This window comes from Streptomyces decoyicus, assembly GCF_019880305.1.
In the GTDB taxonomy this organism is placed as follows: Bacteria; Actinomycetota; Actinomycetes; order Streptomycetales; family Streptomycetaceae; genus Streptomyces; species Streptomyces decoyicus.
This window is the reverse complement of record NZ_CP082301.1, coordinates 1,989,230-2,014,201: the sequence shown is the minus strand read 5'-3', so window position 1 is coordinate 2,014,201 and position 24,972 is coordinate 1,989,230. Positions and strand designations below refer to the sequence as shown.

Below are 24,972 nucleotides of genomic sequence, written 5' to 3'. Positions count from 1 at the left end.
TCGTACGGGCTCTTACTTTCGTGCGTGTGGGCGTGCCTTCCTCAGCTGCCGGACGGGGGAGGCGGGCGATGCCGACGCCTCAGACCGTCTCGGGCTCCGACTCGGGCTCGGTGAGCAGCGGGTAGACCCCGTTCTCGTCGTGGTCCTCGCGGCCGGTGACCGGCGGGTTGAAGACGCAGACGCAGCGGAAGTCCTTCTTGATCCGCATGGTGTGCTTCTCGTGCCCGTCGAGGAGGTACATCGTGCCCGGCGTGATGAGGTGCTTCTCGCCGTTCTCGTCGTTCGTGAGCTCGGCCTCGCCCTCTACGCAGAGTACGGCTTCGATGTGGTTCGCGTACCACATCGACGTCTCCGTACCGGCGTACAGGGTGGTCTCGTGCAGCGAGAAGCCGACGCGCTCCTTGGCGAGCACGATGCGCTTGCTCTCCCAGGTGCCGGACTTGGCCTTGACGTGGCGGTCGGTGCCTTCGATGTCCTTGAAGGATCGGACGATCACGGTGACTCGGTGCCTTTCTGTGGAACGGTAAGGAGCTCTGGAGTGGTCAGGCGCAGTCGCGGACCGCGCGGGCGAGGACGCGCAGGCCCTCGTCCAGCTCCTCGGGTGTGGTCGTCAGTGCGGGCAGCAGCTTGACGACCTCGCTTTCCGGGCCGGAGGTCTCGATCAGCAGACCCAGCTCGTAGGCGCGCTTGGCGATCTTGTTGGCCAGCGGCTTGTCGATGCACTCCAGGCCCCACACCAGACCGCGGCCGCGGTACTCGGCGATGGCCTGCGGGTGCTCCTCGACGATGGCCTTCAGGTGTGCTTCGACGATCTCACCGCGGGCGAGAGTCTGCTTCTCCATCTGGCCGTCGGCCCAGTAGGTGTCCAGCGCGGCGGCGGCGGTGACGAACGCCGGGTTGTTGCCGCGGAAGGTGCCGTTGTGCTCGCCCGGCTCCCAGATGTCCAGCTCAGGCTTGAACAGGGTGAGCGCGAGCGGCAGGCCGTAGCCGCTGATGGACTTCGAGACGGTGACGATGTCCGGCACGATGCCCGCCTCCTCGAAGGAGAAGAAGGCACCCGTACGGCCGCAACCCATCTGGATGTCGTCGACGATGAGCAGCATGTCCCAGCGCTCGCACAGGTCGGCGAGCGCGCGCAGCCACTCGGGACGGGCGACGTTGATGCCGCCCTCGCCCTGGACCGTTTCGACGATCACGGCGGCGGGGGTGTTGAGGCCGGAGCCCTGGTCCTCCAGCAGCCGCTCGAACCACAGGAAGTCCGGGTAGGTGCCCTCGAGGTAGTTGTCGAACGGCATCGGGGTGCCGTGCACCAGCGGGATACCGGCACCGGCCCGCTTCATGGAGTTACCGGTGACGGCGAGCGCGCCCAGCGACATGCCGTGGAAGGCGTTGGTGAAGGACACGATCGACTCGCGGCCCTTGACCTTACGGGCCAGCTTGAGCGCGGCCTCGACCGAGTTGGCGCCCGTCGGGCCCGGGAACATGACCTTGTAGGGCAGGTCACGCGGCCGCAGGATGATGTTCTGGAACGACTCCAGGAACGCCCGCTTGGCCGTGGTGGACATGTCCAGGCCGTGGGTGACGCCGTCCCGCTCGATGTAGTCGATCAGGGCGCGTTTGAGCGTCGGGTTGTTGTGGCCGTAGTTGAGCGACCCGGCCCCGGCGAAGAAGTCGAGGTAGGTGTGGCCGTCCTCGTCGGTCATGCGGCTGCCCTGCGCGCGGTCGAAGACCGTGGGCCAGCTGCGGCAGTAGCTGCGGACCTCGGACTCCACGGTCTCGAAGACGCTCAGATCGGGCTGGGTGATGGTCACAGCATGCTCCTGGGAGATGAGTGGCGAAAAGGATCAGGAAGTCTTTGGGGGCTGGGCGGTTGCCGGCGGTGTCACGGGTGTGGTGCCGGGTCCCGCATGGCCGCTGCGGCGCGGTGGCCGTGCGGCCCTGGGAGCGTCAGTGCTCCGGGCGGGCTGGTGGCTCGAACGGGCCGATGAGGTGCAGCACCTCCGGCTCGTGGCCCTGCTCCGGGAACAGCCCTGCGTCGAAGAGCACCTCGCGCTTGAGGGGCACTGAGTGCCGCTCGGCGAAGGACGCGAACAACCGGTTGGATGCGGCGTTGTCCGGGGTGATGGTGGTCTCGACGAAACGCGCGCCCAGCTCGTCCACGGCACGGGCGGTGAGCCCGTCCAGGAGTGCGGCCGCCAGCCCCTGGCCACGGTGCGCGTCGTCGACGGCAACCTGCCAGACGACGAGCGTGTCCGGGCACTCGGGGCGGATGTATCCGGTGACGAAGGCGGCCGGCTCGCCCTCCGTGTCGCGGGCGACTACGGAGGTGGCGGCGAAGTCGCGACACCACAGGAGGTAGCTGTAGGAGGAGTTGAGGTCCAGTGCCTTCGAGTCGCGGGCGATACGCCAGATCGCGGCTCCGTCCTCCACGCGTGGGGTGTCGAGCTTGAAGCCCTCCGGAAATTCTCTGATATCGCTTCGGGCACCTGCATGGTCTGCTTGTGCGGCGGTCATAGAAATTAAATTTACCCAGGGAAAAGCGAAATTGCATCGCGGGCAGGGGTTACGTAAGCGGCGAAGATGTGTTATCGCGCGGGGGCGCCCGGACGCGCGATGCCACCGCGGGATGCCCTGATTTGACCTGGATGTTCGGGGCGAAACGGACACGTTGTGTAGTCGGTCACAGCTCCGTAACGCCTACGAGATCCGTCCGAATTACGGAACTTGCCACTAGCAAAATCTTGGCGTTTGAGGTGCGGAAAAGCGGGCAGAAGAATACGGGAAGCTGTACGCGCAAGGAATTGGGAATTCGCCCCCGGAAGGCTTGGCGTAAGGCCCATCGAAACCTGCGCGGCAAGCCCATGGCAAGGCCCGCAAGAACATGAGCGAGGCAATGTCCCGAAGTCTGCGGAGAACGTACGCAGAGCCGTACGCAGAGCCGTACGCAGAACTACGGAAGCGATACGGAGAGCGACCGGGGTGAATAGCGCGGGCAGCGCGCGGGTTTCCGGGAAACGGCGGGGTGTTGTGGTCGCGCAGGGTGTGCGACCGCCGCGTCCGCACGCTGGGTGACGCCGCTTACAGTGCCTGTATGACGTCCATGAGTGAAGGTGCGGTGCTGCACCTCAAGGGGAGGGTCCTCGTCGGGCCGGACGACGTGCGCGACGAGCTGTGGGTCGTCGGCGGCCGGGTCACCTTCGACCGGCCGGCCATGGCACGGGATGCCATGACAGTGACGGGCTGGGCGCTGCCGGGCCTGGTCGACGCCCACTGCCACGTGGGCCTGGACGCACACGGCCCGGTGGACGCCCCCACCAGCGAGAAACAGGCGCTCACCGACCGTGACGCCGGTACGCTGCTGATCCGCGACGCGGGCTCACCCTCCGACACCCGCTGGATCGACGACCGGGAGGATCTGCCGCGGATCATCCGCGCCGGCCGTCACATCGCCCGTACGAAACGCTACATCCGCAACTACGCGCACGAGATCGAGCCCGAGGACCTGGTCGCCTATGTCGCCCAGGAGGCCCGCCGCGGTGACGGCTGGGTCAAGCTCGTCGGCGACTGGATCGACCGCTCCACGGGCGATCTGGAGGCCTGCTGGCCCCGGGGTGCGGTCGAGGCGGCCATCGCCGAGGCCCACCGGCTGGGAGCGCGGGTGACCGCCCACTGCTTCGCGGAGGACTCCCTCGCCCCGCTCGTCGAGGCCGGGATCGACTGCATCGAGCACGCCACCGGGCTCACCGAGGAGACCATCCCGCTGTTCGCGGAGCGTGGCGTCGCCATCGTCCCCACGCTCGTCAACATCGCCACGTTCCCGCGGCTCGCGGACGCCGGTGCGGGGAAGTTCCCGCGCTGGGCGGACCACATGAAACGCCTCCATGCGCGCCGCTACGACACCGTGCGGGCCGCCTATGACGCGGGTGTGCCCGTCTTCGCCGGTACGGACGCCGGCGGCTCGCTCGCCCACGGTCTGGTCGCCGAGGAGGTCGCCGAGCTGACCAAGGCCGGCCTGTCCGCCGTGGCGGCGCTCTCCGCCACCACCTGGGGTGCCAGGGACTGGCTCGGCCGCCCCGGCCTCACCGAGGGCGCCCCGGCGGACCTGGTGGTCTACGAGAGTGATCCGCGCGTGGACGTGCGGGTGCTGGCCGCGCCGCGGCGGGTGGTGCTGCGCGGGCAGGTCGTGGGGTAGCCGGCAGCCGGTTTCCCGGGCCGCCCCGATGGGGGGACCCGGGGAATCCCGCCCGGTCAACCGGGGTCACCCGAGCGGTGGGGCCGCTGTGGCGTGGGTGGTGCCCCGTGCCACAGGAATCGAATAAATACCCGGAAACCACCCATTGGGGTGAACTGACGTCACGTGGCTGCCCGTTCACCCTCTGTGCGGACACGATGTGCGGGTCGAGGTCGTCGGCCCGCGTGATGTCCCCCATTGGCGCGGCCGGCGGCTCCATTTCTCCTGTGAGGGTTCCACACTCGTGTCCACCAGTCCCACCTGCTCCTTCGGCATGCCCCGGCGCCTCGCCGCGACCTTCGTCGCCACCGCACTGACGGCCGGCTCCGCCCTCCTGCTCGGCGCCGTTCCCGCGCATGCCACCGGAGACCACGGCCCGGCCCGCGGCACCGCCGACGCGGTCGTGCTGCGCACCGGCCTGAACGTCGGGCTGCTCAACAAGACGCTCGACGTCCCGCTGAACGCCGTCCTGAACGAGGTGCACGCCCCGGCCTCGGCGGACAAGACCGCGCTCACCGTCAGCCTCGACGGCATCAACCACGGCAAGCCCTTCAGCGTGCTGCGCGCCGACGCCGCCACCGCACGGGCCACCACCGACCGCCACGGCACCGAGGGCTACGCGAACCTCGTGAAGGCGAAGGTGCATCTGCCCGGTCTGCCGCTGCTGTCCCTGATCGAGGTCCGGCAGGTGACCGCCAAGGCGGTGTGCGAGGCGGGCAAGCGGCCCCGGGCCGAGTCGAATGTGCTGGGCAGCGTCCTCGTCCTGGGCAAGCGGGTCACGCTCACGGCGGGCGGTACGACGGACGTCAAGGTGCCGGGCGTGGGCGAGGTGCGGCTCGACCTGTCCAAGAAGAACGTCCTGTCCAAGAGCGCCGCGGCCACCGCGCTCGACCTGAAGGTCTCCCTCAACCCGCTGAAGCTGAACGTCGCCGACGTGCAGGGCCGGGTCACGCTGGCCCGTGCCGCCTGCACCGCGCCGGGTGTCAAGGCGCCCGAGCAGCACGACGGCGGCCAGAGCGGCGGCACCAAGCCGGCCGGCGGCAAGGGCACCGAGGTGACGCAGACGGGCTCGCGGCCCAGCACCCAGAACCTCGCGGAGACCGGCGGCAGTTCGGCCACCCCGTATCTCGCCGGGGGCGCGGCCCTGCTCGTCGCCGTGGGCGCCGGAGCGGTCGGCTTCGCCCGCCGGCGCCGTGGCGCCGCGCAGGGCGGCAACGGCTGACGGACCCCGTACACCGCGCCGGTGCTGTGGGGGCGTCGCGCGCGGTGTACGGCCCGAGGTGCGCCGTACGGCCCGAGCGGCCCGTACGGCGCACCTCACCCTCGCCGGGGCCCCATGCGTGGTGTGTCAGGGCCCCGGCGAGGTCTGCCCGTAAGGGGCCTTTGCCGCCGGGCACGTCCGGCTCCTCCCGTCCGGGGTCTTTGAGGCAACGGCGGCGGGCGGTACGGGCCAGGTCAGCCCGCGCTGCCGCGCGGGCACGTCGGCGGGGCCGGTGGTGTGGAGTGCGGGCGTGCCGGGCGCAGCGGCCGGAAGTAGTGGGCCAGGGTCCAGCCGCCGATGCGGCTGCCGGCCTCGCACCCGTCGGTGTCGGCGGTGCGGAAGTGGATCCCGCCCCAGACGCGGGCGTCGATCATGTCCCCGTTGAGCCGGCCGGCCCGGTCGTAGTGCCGTGTGGTGCCGGTGGCCTCGGAGGAAAAGGTGAGGTCGAGGTGCGGGGTGCCGAGGATCCCGGTCAGGGTCCGGACGACGGCGCCGGTGACGGTGGTGTGGCCGCTGAGGTAGTCGGGGTGCGGCGGGGTGACGAGCAGCGGCTGCCACAGCGGGTCGGCCTCGGTCGCGGGGTTGCCGTCGGTGCCGGCCAGCTGGACTGCGGTGATCGGCCGCCAGAAGCCGTAGTGGAGTTTGGCGTCCCATGCCGTGACCACGGCGTCGGTTGCCGACGCGTTCGCCGCGGCGAACATCCGGGCTGTCTCGGCGATGTCCAGGTGGTGCCGCGCGGAGTGGTCCCGGAACGCCGCCTGGAGCTGCACCGTCAGGTTGCCCCCGAAGAACAGCGCGGTCTCGGTCTGCCGTGCGGTGCGGGGCGATCCGGTCCTCGCGCCCATGGTCTTCACCTCGTTGACGTCCCGGGCGTAGCGGGCCGAGGGCAGGGCGGGCGGTCCGCCGGGACGGAACTGGGACGGGGAGGCCAGCAGCATGGGGCGCAGTCTGCCGAGCCAGGGGTCGGTGAAGGGCTGATGGGCGGGCGGGGTGGGCCGCCAGACGCCGGGCGCGGGGGCGGCGGTGAACTCCACCGGGGCGAACCGGCCGTCTCCTTCGCGCAGTGCGACGAGGTGGCCCGCGGCGCGTTCCCCGAAGGCCACGCCCTGCCGCTTCGCGGTGTCGTCGGGGATCTTGGCGAGCGAGGCGGCGTACGCGGTATCGAGCGGGGCCTGCGAGGCGGGGAAGTACGTCAGCAGTACGCGGTGGGCGGCGGTCACGGCCGCCGCCTCGGGCGAGGCGGTGGAGGGCCCGCGCGCCCGCCATTTGTACGGGGCGTAGCGGCCCTGGATGCCGACCACGGCGTTGTAGACGGCGGCCGAGACGAACCCGTGCCAGATGACCGCCTGCCCGGAGGGGCGGGTGGCGCCGACGTGGGCGCTGATGGTGTCGGTGGCGAGGGCGTTCCAGTCGCGCACCGCCTGGGGGTCCGCCGCCGGCGGCGCGTGGCTGATGGCGGTGGCGGCGGCGGGGCCGGCCACGGCCGTGAGGGCGAGGAGCAGGAGGGAGGCGAGGGCACCGAGGGTGGTCCGTCCACCCGAACGAGGAGTATCCATAACTGACTTAACAGCCAAAAGGGTGAACGGTCACACCGGTGCGCTGACGGGAAGGGGTGCGCCGGCGCACCCGTTCGCCGGGCCCCGCCCCGCTCTTCGCCCCGCGCGGATCCGCTCGGCGCCCCTACACGAGTACCTCGCCCAGCGCCGCCACGAACCGGTCGGTCGTGGCCCGGTCCCGCACCGCGAGGCGCAGCCAGCCGGGGCCCAGGCCGGGGAAGGTGTCACCCCGGCGTACCGCGAAGCCGCGGGCCCGCAGCGCCGCCCGTACCCCGTCCGCGTCCGGCAGCCGGATCAGCACGAACGGGCCGGCTGCCGGGCCGGCCGCCCTGATCTGCGGGAACTCGCCCAGCCGGGCCAGCAGATGAGCCCGGTCCACGGCGATCTCCGCGGCCGCCGCGGCCGCCTCCGCCAGCGCCTCCGGCGCACAGCACGCCTCGGCGGCGGCCAGCGCGGGGGTGGAGACCGGCCACAGCGGCTGCGCCCGCTCCAGGGCGGCGACGGTGTCCGCGGCGGCCAGCACATAGCCGATCCGCAGCCCGGCCAGCCCCCAGGTCTTGGTGAGGCTGCGCAGCACGACCAGGCCCGGCAGGTCCGTGCGCCCGGCCAGCGCCTCCCGCTCACCGGGCACCGCGTCCATGAAGGCCTCGTCCACCACCAGCGTCCGGCCGGGCCGCGCCAAGCCGGCCAGCACGCCCGCGGGGTGGAGGACGGAGGTGGGGTTGGTGGGGTTGCCGACGACGACCAGATCGGCGTCCTCGGGCACCGCGGCCGGATCCAGCCGGAAGCCGTCCCGCGCGTCGAGCAGCACCCGTGTGACGTCGTGCCCGGCGTCCCGCAGCGCCGCCTCGGGCTCGGTGAACTGCGGATGCACCACGACCGGCCGGCGGGCCCGTACGGCGCGCGCGATCAGCACGAACGCCTCCGCGGCCCCCGAGGTCAGCAACACCCGCTCCACGGGCAGACCGTGCCGTGCGGCCACCGCCCGGCGCGCCGCGCGGCCGTCCGGATACGCGGCGAGACCGTCCAGCGACGCGGCGATCCGTGCCTTGAGCCAGGCCGGGGGAGTGCCGCTGCGGACATTCACCGCAAGATCGGTCAGATCCGTCAATGCGCCTTCCGCGCCCCGTACTTCGGCATCGCCGTGGTGCCGCAGGTCGGGCTCGTGCGGCGGGGCGTCCTCGGCGGCGTCCCGCGGCGGTGCGGACCCGGTGTGCGCCGGCATGCTCACCGCTCCCCGCTGTCCGTGGACAGGGGAGCGCTCCGCCGCGGTGCGCCGGCCGTCTCCCGGGCGTCCTCCGCCGCCGCCCGGTCACCGCACGGCGCACCGCTCAGCAGCGGATCGCCCGCCACCGTCGCGCGGTAACGCTCCATGACCACCGCGGCCACCTCGGCCGCGGGGCCGATCGCCTCCGCGCCGAACACCTCCGCGCCGGGGTGCGCCGCGGCCCAGCCCTCGGCCTGCATGTGCAGCCGCTCCAGCAGGTCGCCGGGGAAGAGGAAGTAGGGCAGGACCACGATCCGGGCCGGCCCGCGGGCCCCCGCCGCCAGTGCCAGGCACCGGTCCAGGCCGGTCGGCACATCGGGCGCCGCCTGCGAGACGAACGCGGTCTCCACGCCCGCGAAGCCGCGCCCCTCCCACAGCAGCCGCGCGGCACGCGCCACCTCGGCGTTGGCGTACGGATCGGCTGCGCCGCGCCCCACCAGCAGCACGGTGGTGCGGGCCCGGTCCTCGGGCCGACGGGCGCCGCCGCCCATCGCCTCGTCCAGCCGCCGCTCCAGCACATCGAGCACCTTGGGGTGCGGCCCCAGCTCGGCGCCGCAGGCGTAGCCGAGCCCGGGGTGGCGCTCCGCCGCCCGCTCCAGGGCCACGGGCAGGGCTTCCGGTACCGGCCCGGTCGGGGCCAGCAGCAGCGGTATGACGGCGAGCCGCGTGGCGCCCCGCTCGACGAGCCCGTCGACGGCGTCGTCCAGCGGCAGCGGAGAGGCCGGAACACCGAAGAAGCCGCCGGCGACGGGCACGTCGGGGTGGCGTTCGCCGAGCACACGCACCAGCGCGCGCAGAGCCTCGGCCCCGCCTTCGTCACGGGTGCCGTGACCGGCGATGAGCAATGCGGGAGAGGTGGTCACTGGGTCTCCTTGGTACCGGTGGTTGCGCTCTCGGGCGCCGGGTCGCCGACGACCCCCGTCCGCCGATCCGGGCCACGGCGGGGCGGGTTGGGGGAGGTCATGACGATAACCGCCCCTGTGCAGGGCACGGCGGTCGCTCCCTCCCTACCAGCGGTAAGGGCACCGGAGTCTGTTACTGCCGGCCGGGCGAGCGCACAGGTCGCCCGGGCCGGCGGAGCCGACTTCCGCTTGCCGGCGACCAGTGCGGCACCCGGCCCCGCGGCCAGCAGGGCGGCCGCCTCGGCCACGCTCGGCGTCCCGACGGCGGCCGCCGCGGCCGCGGACGGATCCGGTACCCGTACGGCCGCCAGCGCCTCCGCCGGGTACGACAGCAACGGCACCCCCAGCGCCCGCGCCGCCCCGGCCGGCCCCGGCTCCGCCGCCTTCGCCGCCACCGTCGCCAGCGCGACGACCTGCGAGGCCGCATAGCCCGCCGCCGCGCAGGCGGCCGTGATCAGCTCCAGCACCTCGGACACCGGAACGCCACGGCGCGCCCCCACGCCGGCGACCAGCGGCGCGGACGGGCCGCCGGCCTCGTCGGCCGCCCGGCGTCTCATACCGCGACAGCTCCCCGGCCGAAGGCGACCCGGCCGTGCCGGCCCGCCAGGACGGCGGTGAGCCCGGTGGGCCCGGCCGTGACCGGCTCACCCGGCCACCGGACGCCGAGCGCCGCCAGCTCGGCGCGGGCCGCCCCGGGGTCGGGGTGCGAAGCGGTGAGCGAGACCAGCGGCAGCACAGGGAGGGCGCCGCCGGACGGGTGCGGGGTATCGCCCCAGTCGAGCAGGAACGGGGCCAGGCCCGCGCCCGCCCCCGGCGGGGTCAGCTGCCAGGCGAGACGGCCGCCGTCGGGGGTGCGCCGGGACATGGCGACGGGGGTGCCGGGGTCGTGGCCGCGCGCTCGCGCCGCGGCCACCCGGGCCGCGATGCCGGTGACCCGGACCGCCCAGGTGACCAGCCGCGGCCCGGTCAGCGCATCGATGCCGAACCACCGCGGCCCGTCCGGGGCGGGCTGCTCCGGATCGGGCCCGATGATCTCGAAGTAGGCCCCGCCGCCCAGCCCCAGCAGATGGTTGCAGGTGCCCCGGCCCGGGTGGCTGCCGCCGGGCACCGGCCGTACACCGGTCAGCTCGGCGATCTCGGCGAGGGTGCGGTCCAGGTCGGGTGTGGCGTAGACGAGATGGTCGAGCACGGCCGGGGACCCGGCCTCCGGGGGCTCGGCCTCCGGGGACCCGGTCTCCTCGCTGCCGCTCCCGCGCGTCACCGGACGGCGCTCCCGGCCAGTGCGGCCTGCGCCGCGCTCGCCACCAGACGTCCGGCCAGCGACGGTTCGGCGGCCCAGTGCACATGCAGATACGAGGCATGCACCCCGCCGCTGACAAAGCCCTCCAGCCGCCGCTCCGGGTGTGTCAGGCCCCACGCCGGGTCCGCGCCCGCGCCCGGCTCCAGCACCGTGCGGTGGAACTCATGGCCCCGCACCCGGGTCCCGGCCGCCGCCAGCGCGTTGTCCCGCAGGGCCACCGCCTCGCGGTAGCCGAGGGTGAGCCGTTCGGTCATCCGGGACTCGGCGGGCAGCACCCCGCACATCGGCTTCCCGTCGAGCGACCGGGACAGGTAGAGCAGCCCGGCACATTCGGCGGAGACCGGCGCCCCGGAGGCGGCCAGTGCGGCCACCTCCGCGCGCAGCGGTGCGTTCGCCGACAGGTCCGGTGCGTACATCTCCGGGAAGCCGCCGCCGATCACCAGCCCCTGGGTGCCTGGCGGCAGTTGTTCGTCGCGCAGCGGGTCGAAGGGGGCCACCTCGGCGCCCGCCGCGGCCAGCAGCTCGGCGTGCTCGGCGTACGAGAAGGTGAACGCGGCGCCCCCCGCGACGGCGATCAGCGGCTTCTCCGCGGAGGCCACCCCGTCGGCCGGGGCCAGCTCCGCCGCCGGGTCCCAGGCCGCGTCCGGCAGCTCCGGCACCGTATGCGCCAGCGCCAGCAGGGCCTGGAGATCGCAGCCCGCGCGGACCCGCGCGGCGAGTTCGCCCACCGACTCCACGGCCTCGGCCCGCCGCTCGGCGACCGGCACCAGGCCCAGGTGACGGGAGGGCGTACCGGCCCGCCCGTCCCGGCGCAGCGCGCCCAGCACCGGCACACCGGAAGAGTCCATCGCCTCCCGCAGCAGCTCCTCGTGACGGTCCGAACCGACCTTGTTGAGGATCACGCCGGCCAGCCGTACCTCCGGATCCCAGGAGGCGAAACCGTGCACCAGCGCGGCCACCGACCGGGACTGCGAGGACGCGTCCACCACCAGCACCACCGGTGCCCGCAGCAGCTTGGCCACCTGCGCCGTCGAGGACAGCTCACCCATCCCGGACGCCCCGTCGAACAGCCCCATCACGCCCTCGACGAGCGCGAGGTCGGCGCCCGCCGCACCGTGCAGGAACAACGGCGCGATCCGGTCGGGCCCGCACAGATAGGCGTCCAGATTGCGGCCGGGACGGCCGGTGGCCAGGGAGTGATACCCCGGATCGATGTAATCGGGGCCCACCTTGTGCGGCGACACCACGAGCCCGGCCTCGGCGAACGCCGCCATCAGGCCGGTGGCCACCGTCGTCTTCCCCGCCCCCGACGACGGGGCGGCGATCACCAGCCGGGGGATCGAACCACCGCTCATGCCGCGCACCCTCTCGTCACCATTCGATGCCCCGCTGGCCCTTCTGGCCCTCGTCCATCGGGTGCTTGACCTTGGTCATGTCCGTCACCAGATCGGCGAACTCCAGCAGCGGTTCGGGAGCGCCCCGGCCGGTGATGACGACATGCTGCGTACCGGGACGGTCGCGCAGCGCCGCCACCACCTCCTCGGTGTCGATCCAGCCCCACTTCAGCGGATAGGCGAACTCGTCCAGCACCAGCAGCTTGTACGTCTCCGCCGCCAGGTCCCGCTTGACCTGCTCCCAGCCCTCGCGCGCCGCCTCCTCGCTGGAGGAGATGTCGCGCTGCACCCAGGACCAGCCCTCGCCCATCTTGTGCCAGGCGACCGTGCCGCCCTCGCCGGAGTCACCGAGCACCTTCAGCGCCCGCTCCTCGCCGACCTTCCACTTCGCCGACTTCACGAACTGGAACACCCCGACCGGCCAGCCCTGGTTCCAGGCGCGCAGCGCCAGCCCGAAGGCGGCGGTGGACTTGCCCTTGCCCTGGCCGGTGTGGACGAACACCAGCGGGCGGTTGCGGCGCTGGCGGGTGGTGAGCCCGTCGTTCGGTACGACGGACGGCTGTCCCTGCGGCATTACGCGGCCTTCCTGTTGCCTTGCACGGTCCGTACGAGCGCGGAGACGCTGTCCGCGCGCAGTTCGTCGAGGGTGATCGCGGTGCCCTGGAGCTCACGGGCCAGCTCGCCCGCGAGGCCCAGCCGCACCGGACCGGCCTCACAGTCCACGACCACCGAAGCGGTGCCCTCGCCGGCCAGCAGCCGGGCCGCGCGGGCGGCCCGTCCGACGGGCTCCGGGCCGCCGGTGGCCCGTCCGTCGGTGACGACCACGAGCAGCGGCCGCCGCGAGGCATCCCGCATCCGCTCGACCCGCAGCACCTCATGGGCCCGCAGCAGCCCCTCCGACAGCGGCGTACGGCCGCCCGTCGGCAGCTGCTCCAGCCGCGCCGCACCCGCCTCGACCGAGGAGGTCGGGGGCAGCGCCAGTTCGGCGCCGGTGCCACGGAAGGTGATCATGCCGATCTTGTCGCGCCGCTGGTAGGCGTCCAGCAGCAGCGAGAGCACCGCGCCCTTGACCGCGCTCATCCGCTTGCGCGCCGCCATCGAACCGGACGCGTCCACGACGAACAGGACCAGATTGCCCTCCCGCCCCTCGCGTACCGCCTCGCGCAGATCGTCCCGGCGCACCACCAGCCCCCGGCCGCTGCGGCCGCGGGCCCGCTGGTGCGGCGCCGCGGCCTGCACGGTCGCCGCCAGGTGCAGCTTGCCCAGGGCGCCGTGCGGACGCCGGGCACCGGTCGTCCGGCCGTGCGCGGTCCGCGCCCGCGACCGGCGGCCGTCCGCGCCCTCGCCCAGGCCCGGCACATCCAGCCGCCGGGTACGGAACGGCTCGGTGGCGCCGACCGCCGCCTTCTGGCCGCCCGCGCCCGGGGCGCCCTCCTGGGACTGCTCGGGAGCGGCGGGCTGCTCCTGCCGTTCGGGGGCCTCCGGGGCCTCGGGGCCCTCGGGGGACTGGGGAGCCTCCCGCTCCTGCTGGTGCGGGAGTTCGGGGCTCTGCGTCTGGGAAGACTCCTCCGGCCCGCCGTCCTGCGGCGGCTGTCCGCCGCCGTCCGGACCGCCCCCGTCGGGGCCGCCGTCCGGCCCGTCCGGGTCCGGGTCGTCCGCGCCGTCCGTGCCCTCGTCCGCCCCGCCGAACTCCTCCAGCGTGCGGTCGAGCTTGTCCTCGTCCAGGCCGGGCGCGTCGAAGGGGTTACGGCGCCGGCGGTGCGGCAGCGCCAGCAGCGCCGCCTGCCGCACGTCCTCCTCCAGGACGTCCGTCCGCCCGGCCCATGCGGCCAGTGCCGTGGCGGTACGCGCCATCACGATGTCCGCGCGCATCCCGTCCACCTCGAACGCCGCGCAGGTCGCCGCGATCTGCCGCAGCGCCGCGTCCCCCAGCGTCACGCCCGGCAGCAACTCCCGTGCCGCGGCGATGCGGTGGCGCAGCTCGTCCTCCTCGGCCGCCCAGCGTGCCGCGAAGCCCGCCGGATCGGCGTCGTACGCCAGCCGGCGCCGGACCACCGACACCCGCTGGTCGGGCTCGCGCGAGGCGGAGACCTCGACGGTGAGCCCGAACCGGTCCAGCAACTGCGGCCGCAGCTCGCCCTCTTCGGGGTTCATGGTGCCGACGAGCAGGAACCGGGCCGCATGCCGTACGGACACGCCCTCGCGCTCCACATACGAGGCGCCCATGGCGGCCGCGTCCAGCAGCAGGTCCACCAGGTGGTCGTGGAGGAGGTTGACCTCGTCGACGTACAGGATGCCGCGGTGCGCATCCGCCAGCAGGCCCGGCTCGAAGGCCTTCACGCCCTCCGACAGCGCCCGCTCGATGTCCAGCGCACCGACCAGCCGGTCCTCGGAGGCGCCGACGGGCAGTTCGACCATCCGCGTCGGGCGGTCCTCGACGGCACCCGTCTCGTGCGGCCCGTCGGGGCAGCCGGGGTCGGGCGCGTCGGGGGCACAGGCGAAGCGGCAGCCGCCGACCACGTCCACATGGGGCATCAGTGCCGACAGTGCCCGCACGGCGGTGCTCTTGGCGGTGCCCTTCTCCCCGCGGACCAGCACACCGCCCACCGCGGGGCTGACCGCGTTCAGCAGCAGCGCCAGCCGCAGATCGTCCATCCCGACCACCGCGGTGAAGGGGTACTGCGGGGTGGTGTTGTGAGCGGTTGTCATGCGGTGTCGTCCTCCAGGTCGTCGGCCGGCTGCTCTGCTGCGTCTGTCGCGGTCCTCCAGTGCGTACCCGTCATGGCGCTCCCGGAGGCACGAACGGCAGCCCCTCCGGCACCCCCTCCTCGATCAGCCGGAGCAGCGCGGCGGTGTCCGCGTGCTCCTCGATCAGATCGCCCAGCCGGTCCAGCTGCTCCTCGCGCAGGGTGGCGAAGCTGGTGTCGGGGGCGGGGACGAACGCCCGGCCCGCGTCCGCCGCGACCCGCCGCAGGAAGGCCCGCCGGAAGCCGTCGCTCTCCAGCGAGCCGTGCCAGTGCGTGCCCCATACGGAGCCGGCCCGGCAGCCGTCCAAGAACTCCTCGTCCCCGCCGGTCACTTCGGCGACCCCGTGGTGGATCTCGTAACCCGCCACCGGCTCGCCCAGCGCCTCGCCGACCGGCCGCGCCAGGGTCTTCTCCGCCGCGAACCGCACCCGTACGGGCAGCAGTCCCAGCCCGTCGACCGTGCCCGCCTTCGACTCGATGTCGTCCTCGATGCGCTCGCCCAGCATCTGGTACCCGCCGCAGATGCCCAGCACCGGGCGGCCCTCGGCGGCCCGCCGGGCGACCGCGTCCGCCAGCCCGCGCTCGCGCAGCCACTCCAGCGCCCGGACCGTGCCCCGGGTCCCCGGCAGCACCACCAGGTCCGCGTCGGCCAGCTCCTCGGCCCGGTCCACGAACCGCACCACCACGCCCGGTTCCGCGGCCAGCGCGTCCACGTCCGTGAAGTTCGACATCAGCGGTACGGCGGCGACCGCCACCCGGAGCACCTGGGCGCCGTGCGGCGGCGCCACCACGCTCTCGCGCACCGCGCCGCGCAGCGACACCCTCCCCCAAGCTCTCGACTTCGTTCGAGCAGGGGGGACCCCCATCCCGTCCTCCTCGTCGATGCCGAGGCCGTGGGAGAAGGGCAGCACCCCCAGCGTCTGCCGTCCGGTGAGGCCGCGCAGCATCGCAAGCCCCGGCTCCAGCAGCGTCACATCGCCCCGGAACTTGTTGACCAGATACCCGGCGACCAGCGCCTGGTCCTCCTTGGACAGCAGCGCGGTGGTGCCGAAGAAGGAGGCGAACACCCCGCCACGGTCGATGTCGCCGACCACCATCACCGGAATACGGGCGGCCCGTGCCAGGCCCATGTTCACGATGTCGGTACGCCGCAGATTGATCTCGGCGGGGCTGCCGGCGCCCTCGCAGATCACCGCGTCGTACGTCCGCCGCAGCTCCTGGAGGCAGTCGGTGACCGTGCCGAGCAACTCCTCCCGGCGCCCGGCATACAGCGTCTTCCCGGAGGACGGCCCCCCGGCGTCCCCGAAGTACCCCCGCGCGCTGAGCTCCCCCACCGGCTTCCCCAGCAGCACCACCTGGCTGCTGCGGTCGCTGCCGGGCTTGAGCAGCACGGGATTCATCAGCGCGGTCGGCTCCACCCGCGCCGCGGCGGCCTGCATCGCCTGGGCCCGTCCGATCTCCGCGCCCTCGCGCGTGACGAACGAGTTCAGCGACATGTTCTGCGCCTTGAACGGCGCCACCCGGACGCCCTGCCGGGCCAGCCAGCGGCAGATGCCCGCCGTCACCACGCTCTTGCCGGCGTCGGACGTCGTACCGGCCACCAACAGGCCACCGCCGACGGCCCCTCCGGATGCCTTGAACCGCCCGTTCACCGGGTCCTCCTCATGCGCCGGGACCCCGGCTGTCGTGAACCGTACGCGCGACCGCCCGCGCGGCCTTGCGCGTCACTGCACCTGCGGACGGGCGGCCGGTACGCAGCGGGGCCCGCCGCGCGGCGCCGAACGCCAGCCGCGCGGCCACCGTCGTCACCAACGCCAGCGCGCTCACCCGGCGCGAGAGCCGCACCGCCCGTTCGATGTCGGCCACCGCGACCGGCGGCGCCCCCTCGTTGAGCACCGGACGGTGCTCCACCCGCCCGCCGTACGCCAGCGTGCCGCCCAGCCGTACGCCCAGCGCGCCCGCGAACGACGCCTCCACCGGGCCCGCGTTGGGGCTCGGGTGCGCGCCGCCGTCCGCCCGCCAGGCCCGCAGCGCACCGCGCCGGTCGGGGCCCGCGAGCACGGTCAGTGCGGCGGTCAGCCGGGAGCCGGGCCAGCCGGCGAGATCGTCGAGCCGGGCCGAGGCCCAGCCGAAGCGGAGGTGGCGCGGCGACCTGTGCCCCACCATCGCATCCAGGGTGTTCACCGCCCGGAACGCCACCAGGCCGGGCACCCCGCCCAGTGCGCCCCAGACGAGGGCGCCCACCACCGCGTCGGAGGTGTTCTCGGCGACCGACTCCACCACCGCGCGGGCCATCTGCGGCCCGTCCAGCGCCTGCGGATCGCGCCCGCACAGATGCGGCAGCCGCTCCCGCGCCACGTCCAGATCACCCGCCGTCAGCGCACCGCCGACGGCCCGCGCCTCCCGGCCGAGCGAGGTGCCGCCCAGCACGGCCCAGACCGTCGCCGCGGTCAGTGCGACCCGGGCGCCGTTGCGGAGGGGGGACGGGGAAACGGCAGCGCCCTTCACGGCGCGCTGAAGCAGCGCGGCACCGGCGGCGGCACCGCCCGCACACACCACGGCATGCGCCGTCCCGTATCCGCGGTGATCGCGCCACAGCCGGCGCTCGACGGCGCCCGCGGCCCGGCCGAAGGCGGCCACCGGGTGGCCGCGCCGAGGGTCCGCCGCGATCAGGTCGGCGAGGAAGCCGAGGGCCGCGCCGCACGCATATCCCGCGTGTTCGCCGCGCATCGGATCAGACCGCCGTCAGGCCTCGAAGGGGCCCTGCGGCAGCGGGCAGTGGCGATCTGGAAGGGCGGCCGGGCATGGCGGTATGTCCTCACTCAGGGTCCGCGCCCTGGCTCGACGTGACGGCGACAAGAGTCTCCTGGCTCCCCGGATCGGCGAGTCCTCCGGCCTTCCAGTCCCTGTGTACGTCATCGGACGTACACGAGGCGGACCGTGACCTTCGTCGGAGGAACGCTCCCCGGTGACAGTGGCGGGACCGCGCCGGATTCTCACCGGACTTCCTCATCTGTCGCCGAATGGCTCCGGCAGTCCACCACGCCCCGCGAATGCCCGTCAACTCACCCTTGACCTGCGACGCCGCCCTGTGGCACGGGCTGTGGTGCACGCCACAGCGTGGCAGTCGCGTCACAGACGGTTGCCCCCGCCCCTGATCTCACGTCACTATCTGGTGCACGGCGGCGAAGGGGCCGCCGGAAGGGGGCCGGGGGATGCCGCAGAGCGCTGACCGTCATGAGATCCGCATCAGGATCACGGGCACGAACAATCCTGACCAGGACATCGAGGACCTCAAGGCGTGGCTGGAGCGCGAGCCGTGGCTGGACCGGCGCCGGCACGACTGGCGGCTGCGGCCGCGGCCGCAGGACGAGAGCGACGACGGCCCCGGTGACATGGCCGTCGGCGTCGACGACCTGATCCTGGTCATCGTCGGCGCCGTCGCCGCCGAGATGACCAAAAGTCTCACCATCGCCCTCCAGGAGTGGCTGCGACGGCGCCGGGAGGAACGCGACACCGGCGAGCGGCCCGCCGTCGCGGTCGGGAGCGGCGACGGGGACCTGCGCGCGCTCGGCGACGCGGGTCCGGGCGCCGTGGCCCCCGAACACCCCGATCCCGGCAGCCCGGCAGACGGGAGCGGCCGCACCGCCGGGGACTGAGCCGGATGTCCGAATACGACGCACGGGGCAAGGTCAACCGGGCGCTGCTGATCTGTGTCGACGACTACCGCACGCTGCGCCCGCTCCCCGCGGTGAAGGACAACGCCCGGGAACTGGAGCGGGCCCTGCTCGCCCCCGGCACCGACCTGTTCACCAAGGGCGAGGTCGTCACCTGCCGGCCCCAGGAGCCCTGGGAGGTGGAACAGGCGCTGGACACCGTCGTCCAGGAGGCGCGCGGTCTGCTGCTGGTGTACTTCTCCGGCCACGGCCGGGTGGGCCGCGACGGCGGCAATCTGCAACTCATGGTCGGCGCCTCGGAACGGCGTCACAAGACCGTCTCCTGGCAGGACACCGTGCTGTCCTATCTGGACAACGCGCGGGCCGACCGGATCGTGATCGTCCTGGAGTGCTGTTACGCCGGCAATGGGAGCGAGGCCTTCCACTCCTGTCGCAACCCCACGTCGCTGCTGATGGCCGCGCAGCCCAACCGCCGTATCTTCAGCGGCGAGGAGCCCACCGGCGGCAGCGTCTTCACCCGCGCCCTGGTACAGACCCTGGAACGGGGCATCCCCGGCAAACGGTTCGTCACCTTCGAGGACCTCGTCCGGGACCTGCGCGAACAACTGGCCGGTGAACGGACCCCGATGGGCGATGTCTGGGAACCGCGCTCGGCGAAGCACAACACCGTCGACGACGTCATCCTGTCCTTCGCCACTCCCGAGGACCGCCCGCCGACCCCGCTGCGGATCCGCTTACGCCGCTGGCTGAAGTCCTACTTCCGGCACTGGCCCAGACTCCTGCTGATCCTGGCGATCGTCTTCGTACCGGCCACCACGGGCGTCGTCCTGCTCCACCTCGCGAACGGCGAGGCGCCCTGCCCGCCCGCCCTCGAACTGCGGCTGCTCACCGCCCCCGAGGCCGAACCCGCGCTGCGCCAGGCGGCCTTCGACTACGAGATGTCCCAGGCCAACACCCGGCCCCTCAGCGGCGAGGGCGACCTCCCCGACGGCTGCCGGCGCGCCCAGATCACCGTGTACTCCGCCGCCAAGGACCAGGTCGCCCAGGGCTTCGCGGCCGCCGACCGCTGGCAGGGCGAGGCACACGGCACCGGCAAGGGGCGGCCGGGCGACCAGGGCATCGACCCCCTCCACCGGCCGGGACCGCAGCCCGACATCTGGATCCCGGAATCCACCGCCGACTACTACGAGGCCCGCCGCGGTATGCCCGCCACGGGCTCCCCCGCGACCCTGCACTACTCCGCCCCGGTCGCCTACACCCCCCTGGTCGTCGGCATCCCGGCGCGCCGGCGGCTGGACGACGTCGAACTGGCCGGCGCCTCCTGGCAGGAGCTGCTCACCGGAACCGACAGCACCCACCACGACCTCAAGCTCCTGCGACCGAGCCCCGTGCTGTCCGGCACCGGTCTGCTGCACACCATCGGCCTCTACCTCGCCCACGACGGCTCGGGCACCGCAACGGGCGCGCCCGACCTCACCCTCGCCCGGCACGCCGAGGAGCGGCTCGCCGCCCCGGGCAGCCAGTACGCGGGCAGCACCGAACTGCTGTGTTCGCTGCGGCCCGATACCGACGCCGCCGGCTCCGTCGACCGGACGAAGTCCGCGCCCCTGGTGTCGGAGAAGTCCCTCGCCGACTACAACCTGGGCCGCGCCACCGGCAGTTGCCCGGCCCTGGACGCCCCGCTGCCGCTGCGCGACCGCTACGTCGCCTACTACCCCGCGAACGTCCCCGCGCTCGACCACCCCCTGGTCCGCGTCGACTGGCAGGGCGCCACGGACGCCACCCCGCGGCAGGCCGCCGTGGCGGACTTCGCGCAGTGGCTGCGCGCCCGGGACGGCGGCCAGCGCACCCTGACCGCGCAGGGCTACCGCGGGGTGCGGGACAGCGGCCCGCGGCAGGGTTCACCGCTGCTCGACAGCCGCGCGGACGTCAGCCCCCTCGCCTCCACGATCCCCTTCACCGCGGACCCGGGACAGGTCTCCCGGGTCCTGGACGGCTACGACAAGGCGCAGCGGTCCAGCCAGGTGCTGATCCTCATGGACGCCTCCACCTCCATGGCGGACGGCGGCAAGCTCCCGATCGCCCTGAGCGCGGCCGGACGCGCCGTGGAACTGGTCGGCGCACGGCACACCTACGGCCTGTGGACCTTCCCGGACCGCGCACATCCCGAGGACCGTGACGCGGTACGCGAGCTGGTCCCGCTCGGCAGCGCCGACCCCGCCCCGGGCAAGGCCGCGCTGGCCCGGATCGCGGGCAGTCCGGACGGCGAACTGGTCGACCACGGTGCCGCGATGGAGGAGGCGCTGACCCGCGCCGTGCGGAAGATGAAGACGTCCTCGGCCACCAACAAGGCCATCGTGCTCATCCTCGACCAGGACGACGGCGCGGGCGCCGGGCGCGCGGCGGGCGTGGAACGCACCCTCAGCGCACTCGTCAAGGAGGGGCCCCGCGTGCCCCTCCTGGTACTGGCGATGGGCAGATCGGGGTGTGACACCTTCGCCCTCCAGCAACTGGCCGGCGCCTCCCACGGCCAGTGCGTGCCCAGCGGTCCGCAGGCCGTCGACACGCTGGCCGGACGGATCGCCTCCATCGGCACGGCCACGAAGGGGGACCGATGACCACCCCGCGCACCAGGGCGGCCGCCACGCTGGTCTGTCTGGCACTGCTGCCTGCGGTCAGCGGCTGTACGCGGGGGGAGCAGACCCTCCCCGAGCAGGGCGCGATCGTCCTTGCCACCGGCAGCGACCTCAGCAGCTCCGGCATCCGTCAGGATCTGATCCGCGCCTGGGAGAAGGAGCACGGCCGCGAGGTACGGATCGTCAAGCTCCCGGACACCGCCGACGGCCAGCGCAGCCAGCTGCTGGCGGCGGGCCAGTCCGGCAACGGCGGCTATGACGTGCTGAACCTCGATGTCGCCTGGACCGCGGAGTTCGCCGAGGCGGGCGTCATCCGGCCCTGGGCCACCCAGCTGGACGGCGACTTCCTCGACAGCGTGGCCAAGACGGTGGAGTACGACGGCAAGGTGTGGGGAGTGCCCTTCAACACCGACGCCGGACTGCTCTACTACCGCAAGGACCTCCTCAAGGAGTACGGCCGTCCCGTCCCGTCCGACTGGGACGAGCTGGCAAAGACGGCGCAGGACGTGGCGGACGACTACAACCGCAAGGCCGCCGACGAGGCCGGGGGACACCGCAAGAAGCGCCCGACGATGTACGGCATGGTCGCCCAGCTGCGGCCCTACGAAGGGCTGACCGTCAACACCCTGGAGTCGGCCTGGGCCAACGGCGGCGACCCCGACGCCACCAGCTTCACCAAGGACGAGCAGGTCGGCGCGCTCCAGCAGGGCGTCACCGACCTCAAGGGCCGGCTCGACTCGATCATGCCGCACGAGGCCACCACGATGGACGAGACGGAGAGCCGCCGCTGGTTCGCCGACGGCCGCGCCCTGTTCATGCGCAACTGGCCGGTCGAGTACGCGTCGGTCGCCGAGAAGCTCACGCCCGGCGAGCAGTTCGACGTCACCCAGCTGCCGGCCCGCCGCAGCGACGGCAAACGGATGTCCGTACTGGGCGGCCAGAATCTCGCGATCTCGGCCGGCAGCAAGCGGCCGGCCGGCGCCCGGTCCCTGATCGAGGCGCTGACCAGCCCGCGCAGTGAGCGCTGTCTGCTGGAGCGGGGGTTCGCGGCGACCCGCGACTCGGCGTACCGGGAGAGCACCGAGGCGCCGCGCTGCCCGCCGCGGGGCGGTACGGAGCGCGGCGAGCACGGCGCCGCCGGGCAGCCGGAGCCGCGGCCCGACACCCGCACCCTGCACGAGGCGCTGCTGGCGGCCGAACCCCGCCCGCGCAGCGCCCACTACCAGACCTTCAGCAAGGTCGTGCAGCTCGGGGTGTCCGCCTTCCTCAACGGCCGCGGCGGTACGGCCATCGCCGACCGGCTGGCCAGGGAGGCCGATGACGCGCTCGGCGGACGCGGCGTACCAGCGACGAGGCGCCCGGTCCGTCGTCGTTGCCCGCTGCCGTCTCCGGACGGGTCAGGCGGCGACGATCAGATAGATGCCATAGGCCACGGCCGCCGCGCACAGGGCGAAGGCGGCCACCGCACCGGCCCGCGCGCCCGCAGCCGGCACGGCGAGCGCGACCGCGCCGCCTTCCTGCTGCGGCTTGCGGGACGTGCCGACGATGCCGACGGTGAACAGGCCCACGATCCCGACCGTCACCACGAGGGTGACGCCGAAGACCTGGCCGAGAGCTGCCCAATCGATGCTCATGGTGTTCCTTCAGGTGATGACAGCTAGCGGGAGACCGTCGCGGCCTTGGCACGCGGGGCGGATGTCGTGGAGGTTTCGGTGCCGGATGCCGGGGCCGGCACCTCGGCGGTTTCCGGTGCGTCGGCCACCGGGGCCGGCTGGCCTGCCGGGGGAGGGGAGACACTGCGCAGCGCGGTGGTCACCACGCCGGCCGGCTCCACGGCCGGGCCTTCGTTGACGTTGGTGTGGTCGATCGGCTTGCGCCGGGAGGCGGCCCAGATCGCGCCGCAGATGCCCAGCGCGAGGATCGCCACCGCCGCCACGCCCCAGTTGCCCTGTCCGGCGAGGAACGCGGCGCCCGCCGCGACCGCACCCGCGGCCGGCAGCGTCAGGCCCCAGGCGAGGACCATCCGGCCGGCCGTGGACCAGCGCACCACGCCGCCCTTGCGGCCCAGGCCCGAGCCCATCACGGAACCGGAGCAGACCTGGGTGGTGGAGAGCGCGAAGCCGAGGTGGGAGGAGGCCAGGATGGTGGCCGCGGCGCCGGTCTGGGCAGCGAAGCCCTGCGGCGGCTGGATGTCGGTGATGCCCTTGCCCATCGTGCGGATGATCCGCCAGCCGCCCAGGTATGTACCGAGCGCGATGGCGAGACCGGCCGAGGCGATGACCCACAGCGGCGGGTCGGCGTGCGGGGCGACCACGCCGCCGGTGATCAGCGCGAGCGTGATCACACCCATCGTCTTCTGGGCGTCGTTGGTGCCGTGGGCGAGGGAGACCAGGGCGGCGGAGGCGATCTGCCCCGCGCGGTAGCCCTTGGCGGTGTCCGTCTCGTCGCGGTTGCGGGTCAGCCGGTAGGTGAGCCGGGTCGCCGCCATCGCGGCCAGGCCCGCGACGACCGGGGCGGCCACTGCGGGGATCAGCACCTTCATCACGACGGCGTCGCCATGCACCCCGTTGGTGCCGACGGACACCAGGGTCGCGCCGATCAGACCGCCGAAGAGAGCGTGGGAGGAACTGGAGGGGAGGCCCGCGAGCCAGGTCAGCAGGTTCCAGACGATGGCGCCGACCAGGCCGGCGAAGATCACTTCAGGTCTGATGCCGGCGCTCTCGTCGATGATCCCCCCGGAGATGGTCTTGGCCACCTCCACGGACAGAAACGCACCGACGAGGTTGAGCCCTGCCGACATCGCCACCGCGGTCTTGGGTCGCAACGCCCCGGTGGAGATGGTGGTGGCCATTGCATTGGCCGTGTCGTGGAAGCCGTTCGTAAAGTCGAACACCAAGGCCGTGACGATCACGATCCCGATGAGAAGCGTGATGTGTTCCATTCACCCAGGCAATCAGTTCGAAGGTCAGTGTCGTTGGGACCGTACGGAGAGTGGGTGAACGGAAAGTGAACTGGGACAGGCGCAGTGATGACGCCCCCGCAGTGTTCACGCGGAGGCGTCTCCGACGTCACTCCCGTATCACCCGTTGGCTCACTTCATGAGCTGTGCCGGCGCCCCGTACAGGCGGCCCGGCTGTCGTCCCCGTACCTGGACGACGCTAGCGGAGGAGCGGCACATGATGCCCCAACTCCGGCCAATCCTCCGCAGTGGGGCAGATGGCCCTAAATGGCGGATACCGGCCGGGCGGGCCCCCGGCGTACAGTGCCCCGGCCTGCTCGTACGGTGTCGCGCACCACATCCGCTTTTCGCCGCACCGCGCCGGAGGACCCATGAAGGACCACGCCGACCGCCTCGCCGAAGCCTGGGGCGAACTGGTCGCCACCGCCCGCAGGACCGTCGCCGACGGCCTGGTCGTCGGCACCTCGGGCAATGTGTCACGCCGCATCAAGGACCTGATCCTGGTCACCCCCAGCGGCGTCCCCTACGACCGGCTCGGGCCCGGCGACACCACCGCGGTCGACCTCGAAGGACGCCAGATCATCGGCACGCTCCGGCCGACCAGCGAACTCCCGATGCATCTGGCGGTCTACCGCAGCACCCCGGCCACCGCCGTCGTCCACACCCACGCCCCGTATGCCACCGCCGTCTCCACCCTGGTCCCCGAACTCCCGCCGGTCCACTACATGGCCGCGGCGCTCGGCGGCCCCGTGCGGGTCGCCCCCTATGCCCTGTACGGCAGCGACGAGCTCGCCGCGCACATGCTCGACGCGCTCCGCGACCGCACCGGCTGCCTGTTGCGGAACCACGGCACCCTCACCTACGGCGACAGCCTCGACCAGGCACTGGACCGCACCGCCCAGCTGGAGTGGATGTGCCGGGTATGGCTCATCGCGAGCTCCGTACCGGGCCATACGCCGAGCCTGTTGTCGGCCGGTCAGCTCGACGCGGCCGCCGCACAGCTGCGCGGCTACGGCCCGCAGGGCTGACGGGACTTTGACGA

Annotated in this window: 20 protein-coding genes, 1 pseudogene and 1 riboswitch; of the genes and pseudogenes, 6 read left to right on the top strand and 15 right to left on the bottom strand. The window is 73.3% G+C overall.

What is annotated here, in order from left to right; genetic code table 11:
- Positions 1-79: 79 nt before the first annotated feature.
- The 3 genes from K7C20_RS08870 to ectA all read right to left on the bottom strand — a co-directional run bounded on the left by K7C20_RS08870 (position 80) and on the right by ectA (position 2,514).
- Complete coding sequence (locus K7C20_RS08870) at positions 80-496, bottom strand: ectoine synthase (protein ID WP_030085047.1); 417 nt, start codon at positions 494-496, stop codon at positions 80-82.
- 46 nt (positions 497-542) lie between these two features.
- A complete protein-coding gene (gene ectB / locus K7C20_RS08865) occupies positions 543-1,811 on the bottom strand; it encodes a diaminobutyrate--2-oxoglutarate transaminase (protein ID WP_030085045.1) in 1,269 nt (422 codons plus the stop codon).
- A gap of 136 nt (positions 1,812-1,947) precedes the next feature.
- Positions 1,948-2,514, bottom strand: a complete 567-nt coding sequence (gene ectA / locus K7C20_RS08860) for a diaminobutyrate acetyltransferase (protein ID WP_030085042.1) — start codon at positions 2,512-2,514, stop codon at positions 1,948-1,950.
- Between the two features lie 586 nt (positions 2,515-3,100).
- Between ectA and K7C20_RS08855 the strand changes: the two genes are divergently transcribed.
- On the top strand, positions 3,101-4,192 hold the full coding sequence (locus K7C20_RS08855) for an amidohydrolase family protein (protein WP_030085040.1): 1,092 nt from the start codon (positions 3,101-3,103) through the stop codon (positions 4,190-4,192).
- A 313-nt stretch (positions 4,193-4,505) separates the two neighbouring features.
- On the top strand, positions 4,506-5,453 hold the full coding sequence (locus K7C20_RS08850; RefSeq protein ID WP_053209909.1) for an SCO1860 family LAETG-anchored protein: 948 nt from the start codon (positions 4,506-4,508) through the stop codon (positions 5,451-5,453).
- Positions 5,454-5,686: 233 nt separating this feature from the next.
- Here K7C20_RS08850 and K7C20_RS08845 read toward each other — a convergent pair whose 3' ends face one another.
- The 10 genes from K7C20_RS08845 to K7C20_RS08800 all read right to left on the bottom strand — a co-directional run bounded on the left by K7C20_RS08845 (position 5,687) and on the right by K7C20_RS08800 (position 17,388).
- Positions 5,687-7,048, bottom strand: coding sequence for a vanadium-dependent haloperoxidase (locus K7C20_RS08845; protein ID WP_053209903.1), 1,362 nt, complete (start codon positions 7,046-7,048; stop codon positions 5,687-5,689).
- Between the two features lie 124 nt (positions 7,049-7,172).
- On the bottom strand, positions 7,173-8,273 hold the full coding sequence (gene cobC / locus K7C20_RS08840) for an Rv2231c family pyridoxal phosphate-dependent protein CobC (RefSeq protein WP_053209902.1): 1,101 nt from the start codon (positions 8,271-8,273) through the stop codon (positions 7,173-7,175).
- A 2-nt stretch (positions 8,274-8,275) separates the two neighbouring features.
- Positions 8,276-9,178 (bottom strand): sirohydrochlorin chelatase, encoded by a 903-nt coding sequence (locus tag K7C20_RS08835; RefSeq protein ID WP_030085028.1) that lies wholly within the window; start codon positions 9,176-9,178, stop codon positions 8,276-8,278.
- On the bottom strand, positions 9,175-9,774 hold the full coding sequence (locus tag K7C20_RS08830) for a cobalamin biosynthesis protein (RefSeq protein WP_063781297.1): 600 nt from the start codon (positions 9,772-9,774) through the stop codon (positions 9,175-9,177). Before K7C20_RS08830 ends, K7C20_RS08835 begins: the two co-directional genes overlap by 4 nt.
- Positions 9,771-10,478, bottom strand: a complete 708-nt coding sequence (locus K7C20_RS08825; RefSeq protein ID WP_107083476.1) for a VOC family protein — start codon at positions 10,476-10,478, stop codon at positions 9,771-9,773. Before K7C20_RS08825 ends, K7C20_RS08830 begins: the two co-directional genes overlap by 4 nt.
- The gene (locus tag K7C20_RS08820) at positions 10,475-11,872 is read right to left on the bottom strand and encodes a cobyrinate a,c-diamide synthase (protein ID WP_030085023.1); all 1,398 of its coding nucleotides are present in this window, start codon (positions 11,870-11,872) and stop codon (positions 10,475-10,477) included. The genes K7C20_RS08825 and K7C20_RS08820 overlap by 4 nt, the downstream gene beginning before the upstream one ends.
- 16 nt (positions 11,873-11,888) lie before the next feature.
- Complete coding sequence (cobO, locus tag K7C20_RS08815; protein ID WP_030085021.1) at positions 11,889-12,485, bottom strand: cob(I)yrinic acid a,c-diamide adenosyltransferase; 597 nt, start codon at positions 12,483-12,485, stop codon at positions 11,889-11,891.
- Complete coding sequence (locus tag K7C20_RS08810; protein WP_053209901.1) at positions 12,485-14,620, bottom strand: putative cobaltochelatase; 2,136 nt, start codon at positions 14,618-14,620, stop codon at positions 12,485-12,487. Before K7C20_RS08810 ends, cobO begins: the two co-directional genes overlap by 1 nt.
- A gap of 70 nt (positions 14,621-14,690) precedes the next feature.
- The gene (locus tag K7C20_RS08805; protein ID WP_030089069.1) at positions 14,691-16,310 is read right to left on the bottom strand and encodes a cobyric acid synthase; all 1,620 of its coding nucleotides are present in this window, start codon (positions 16,308-16,310) and stop codon (positions 14,691-14,693) included.
- Between the two features lie 10 nt (positions 16,311-16,320).
- Positions 16,321-17,388, bottom strand: coding sequence for a cobalamin biosynthesis protein (locus tag K7C20_RS08800; protein ID WP_053209900.1), 1,068 nt, complete (start codon positions 17,386-17,388; stop codon positions 16,321-16,323).
- A 129-nt stretch (positions 17,389-17,517) separates the two neighbouring features.
- Positions 17,518-17,669, bottom strand: a riboswitch (cobalamin riboswitch).
- Positions 17,670-17,873: 204 nt separating this feature from the next.
- Here K7C20_RS08800 and K7C20_RS08795 point away from each other — a divergent pair.
- The 3 genes and pseudogenes from K7C20_RS08795 to K7C20_RS08785 all read left to right on the top strand — a co-directional run.
- The gene (locus K7C20_RS08795; protein ID WP_053209899.1) at positions 17,874-18,317 is read left to right on the top strand and encodes a hypothetical protein; all 444 of its coding nucleotides are present in this window, start codon (positions 17,874-17,876) and stop codon (positions 18,315-18,317) included.
- A 5-nt stretch (positions 18,318-18,322) separates the two neighbouring features.
- Complete coding sequence (locus tag K7C20_RS08790; RefSeq protein WP_053209898.1) at positions 18,323-20,953, top strand: caspase family protein; 2,631 nt, start codon at positions 18,323-18,325, stop codon at positions 20,951-20,953.
- Positions 20,950-22,032 (top strand): annotated as a pseudogene (locus K7C20_RS08785) (extracellular solute-binding protein); the annotation flags it as partial. The gene K7C20_RS08790 and the pseudogene K7C20_RS08785, both read left to right, overlap by 4 nt.
- Positions 22,033-22,368: 336 nt before the next feature.
- On the opposite strand, the gene K7C20_RS38125 reads toward K7C20_RS08785, so the two are convergent.
- Both K7C20_RS38125 and K7C20_RS08780 read right to left on the bottom strand, forming a co-directional pair.
- On the bottom strand, positions 22,369-22,605 hold the full coding sequence (locus K7C20_RS38125) for a hypothetical protein (protein ID WP_053209896.1): 237 nt from the start codon (positions 22,603-22,605) through the stop codon (positions 22,369-22,371).
- A gap of 23 nt (positions 22,606-22,628) precedes the next feature.
- Entirely contained in the window at positions 22,629-23,912 is a 1,284-nt protein-coding gene (locus tag K7C20_RS08780) for an inorganic phosphate transporter (RefSeq protein WP_030089081.1), read from the bottom strand.
- Positions 23,913-24,301: 389 nt separating this feature from the next.
- Between K7C20_RS08780 and K7C20_RS08775 the strand changes: the two genes are divergently transcribed.
- Complete coding sequence (locus tag K7C20_RS08775) at positions 24,302-24,958, top strand: class II aldolase/adducin family protein (protein ID WP_030089083.1); 657 nt, start codon at positions 24,302-24,304, stop codon at positions 24,956-24,958.
- Positions 24,959-24,972: the final 14 nt, after the last annotated feature.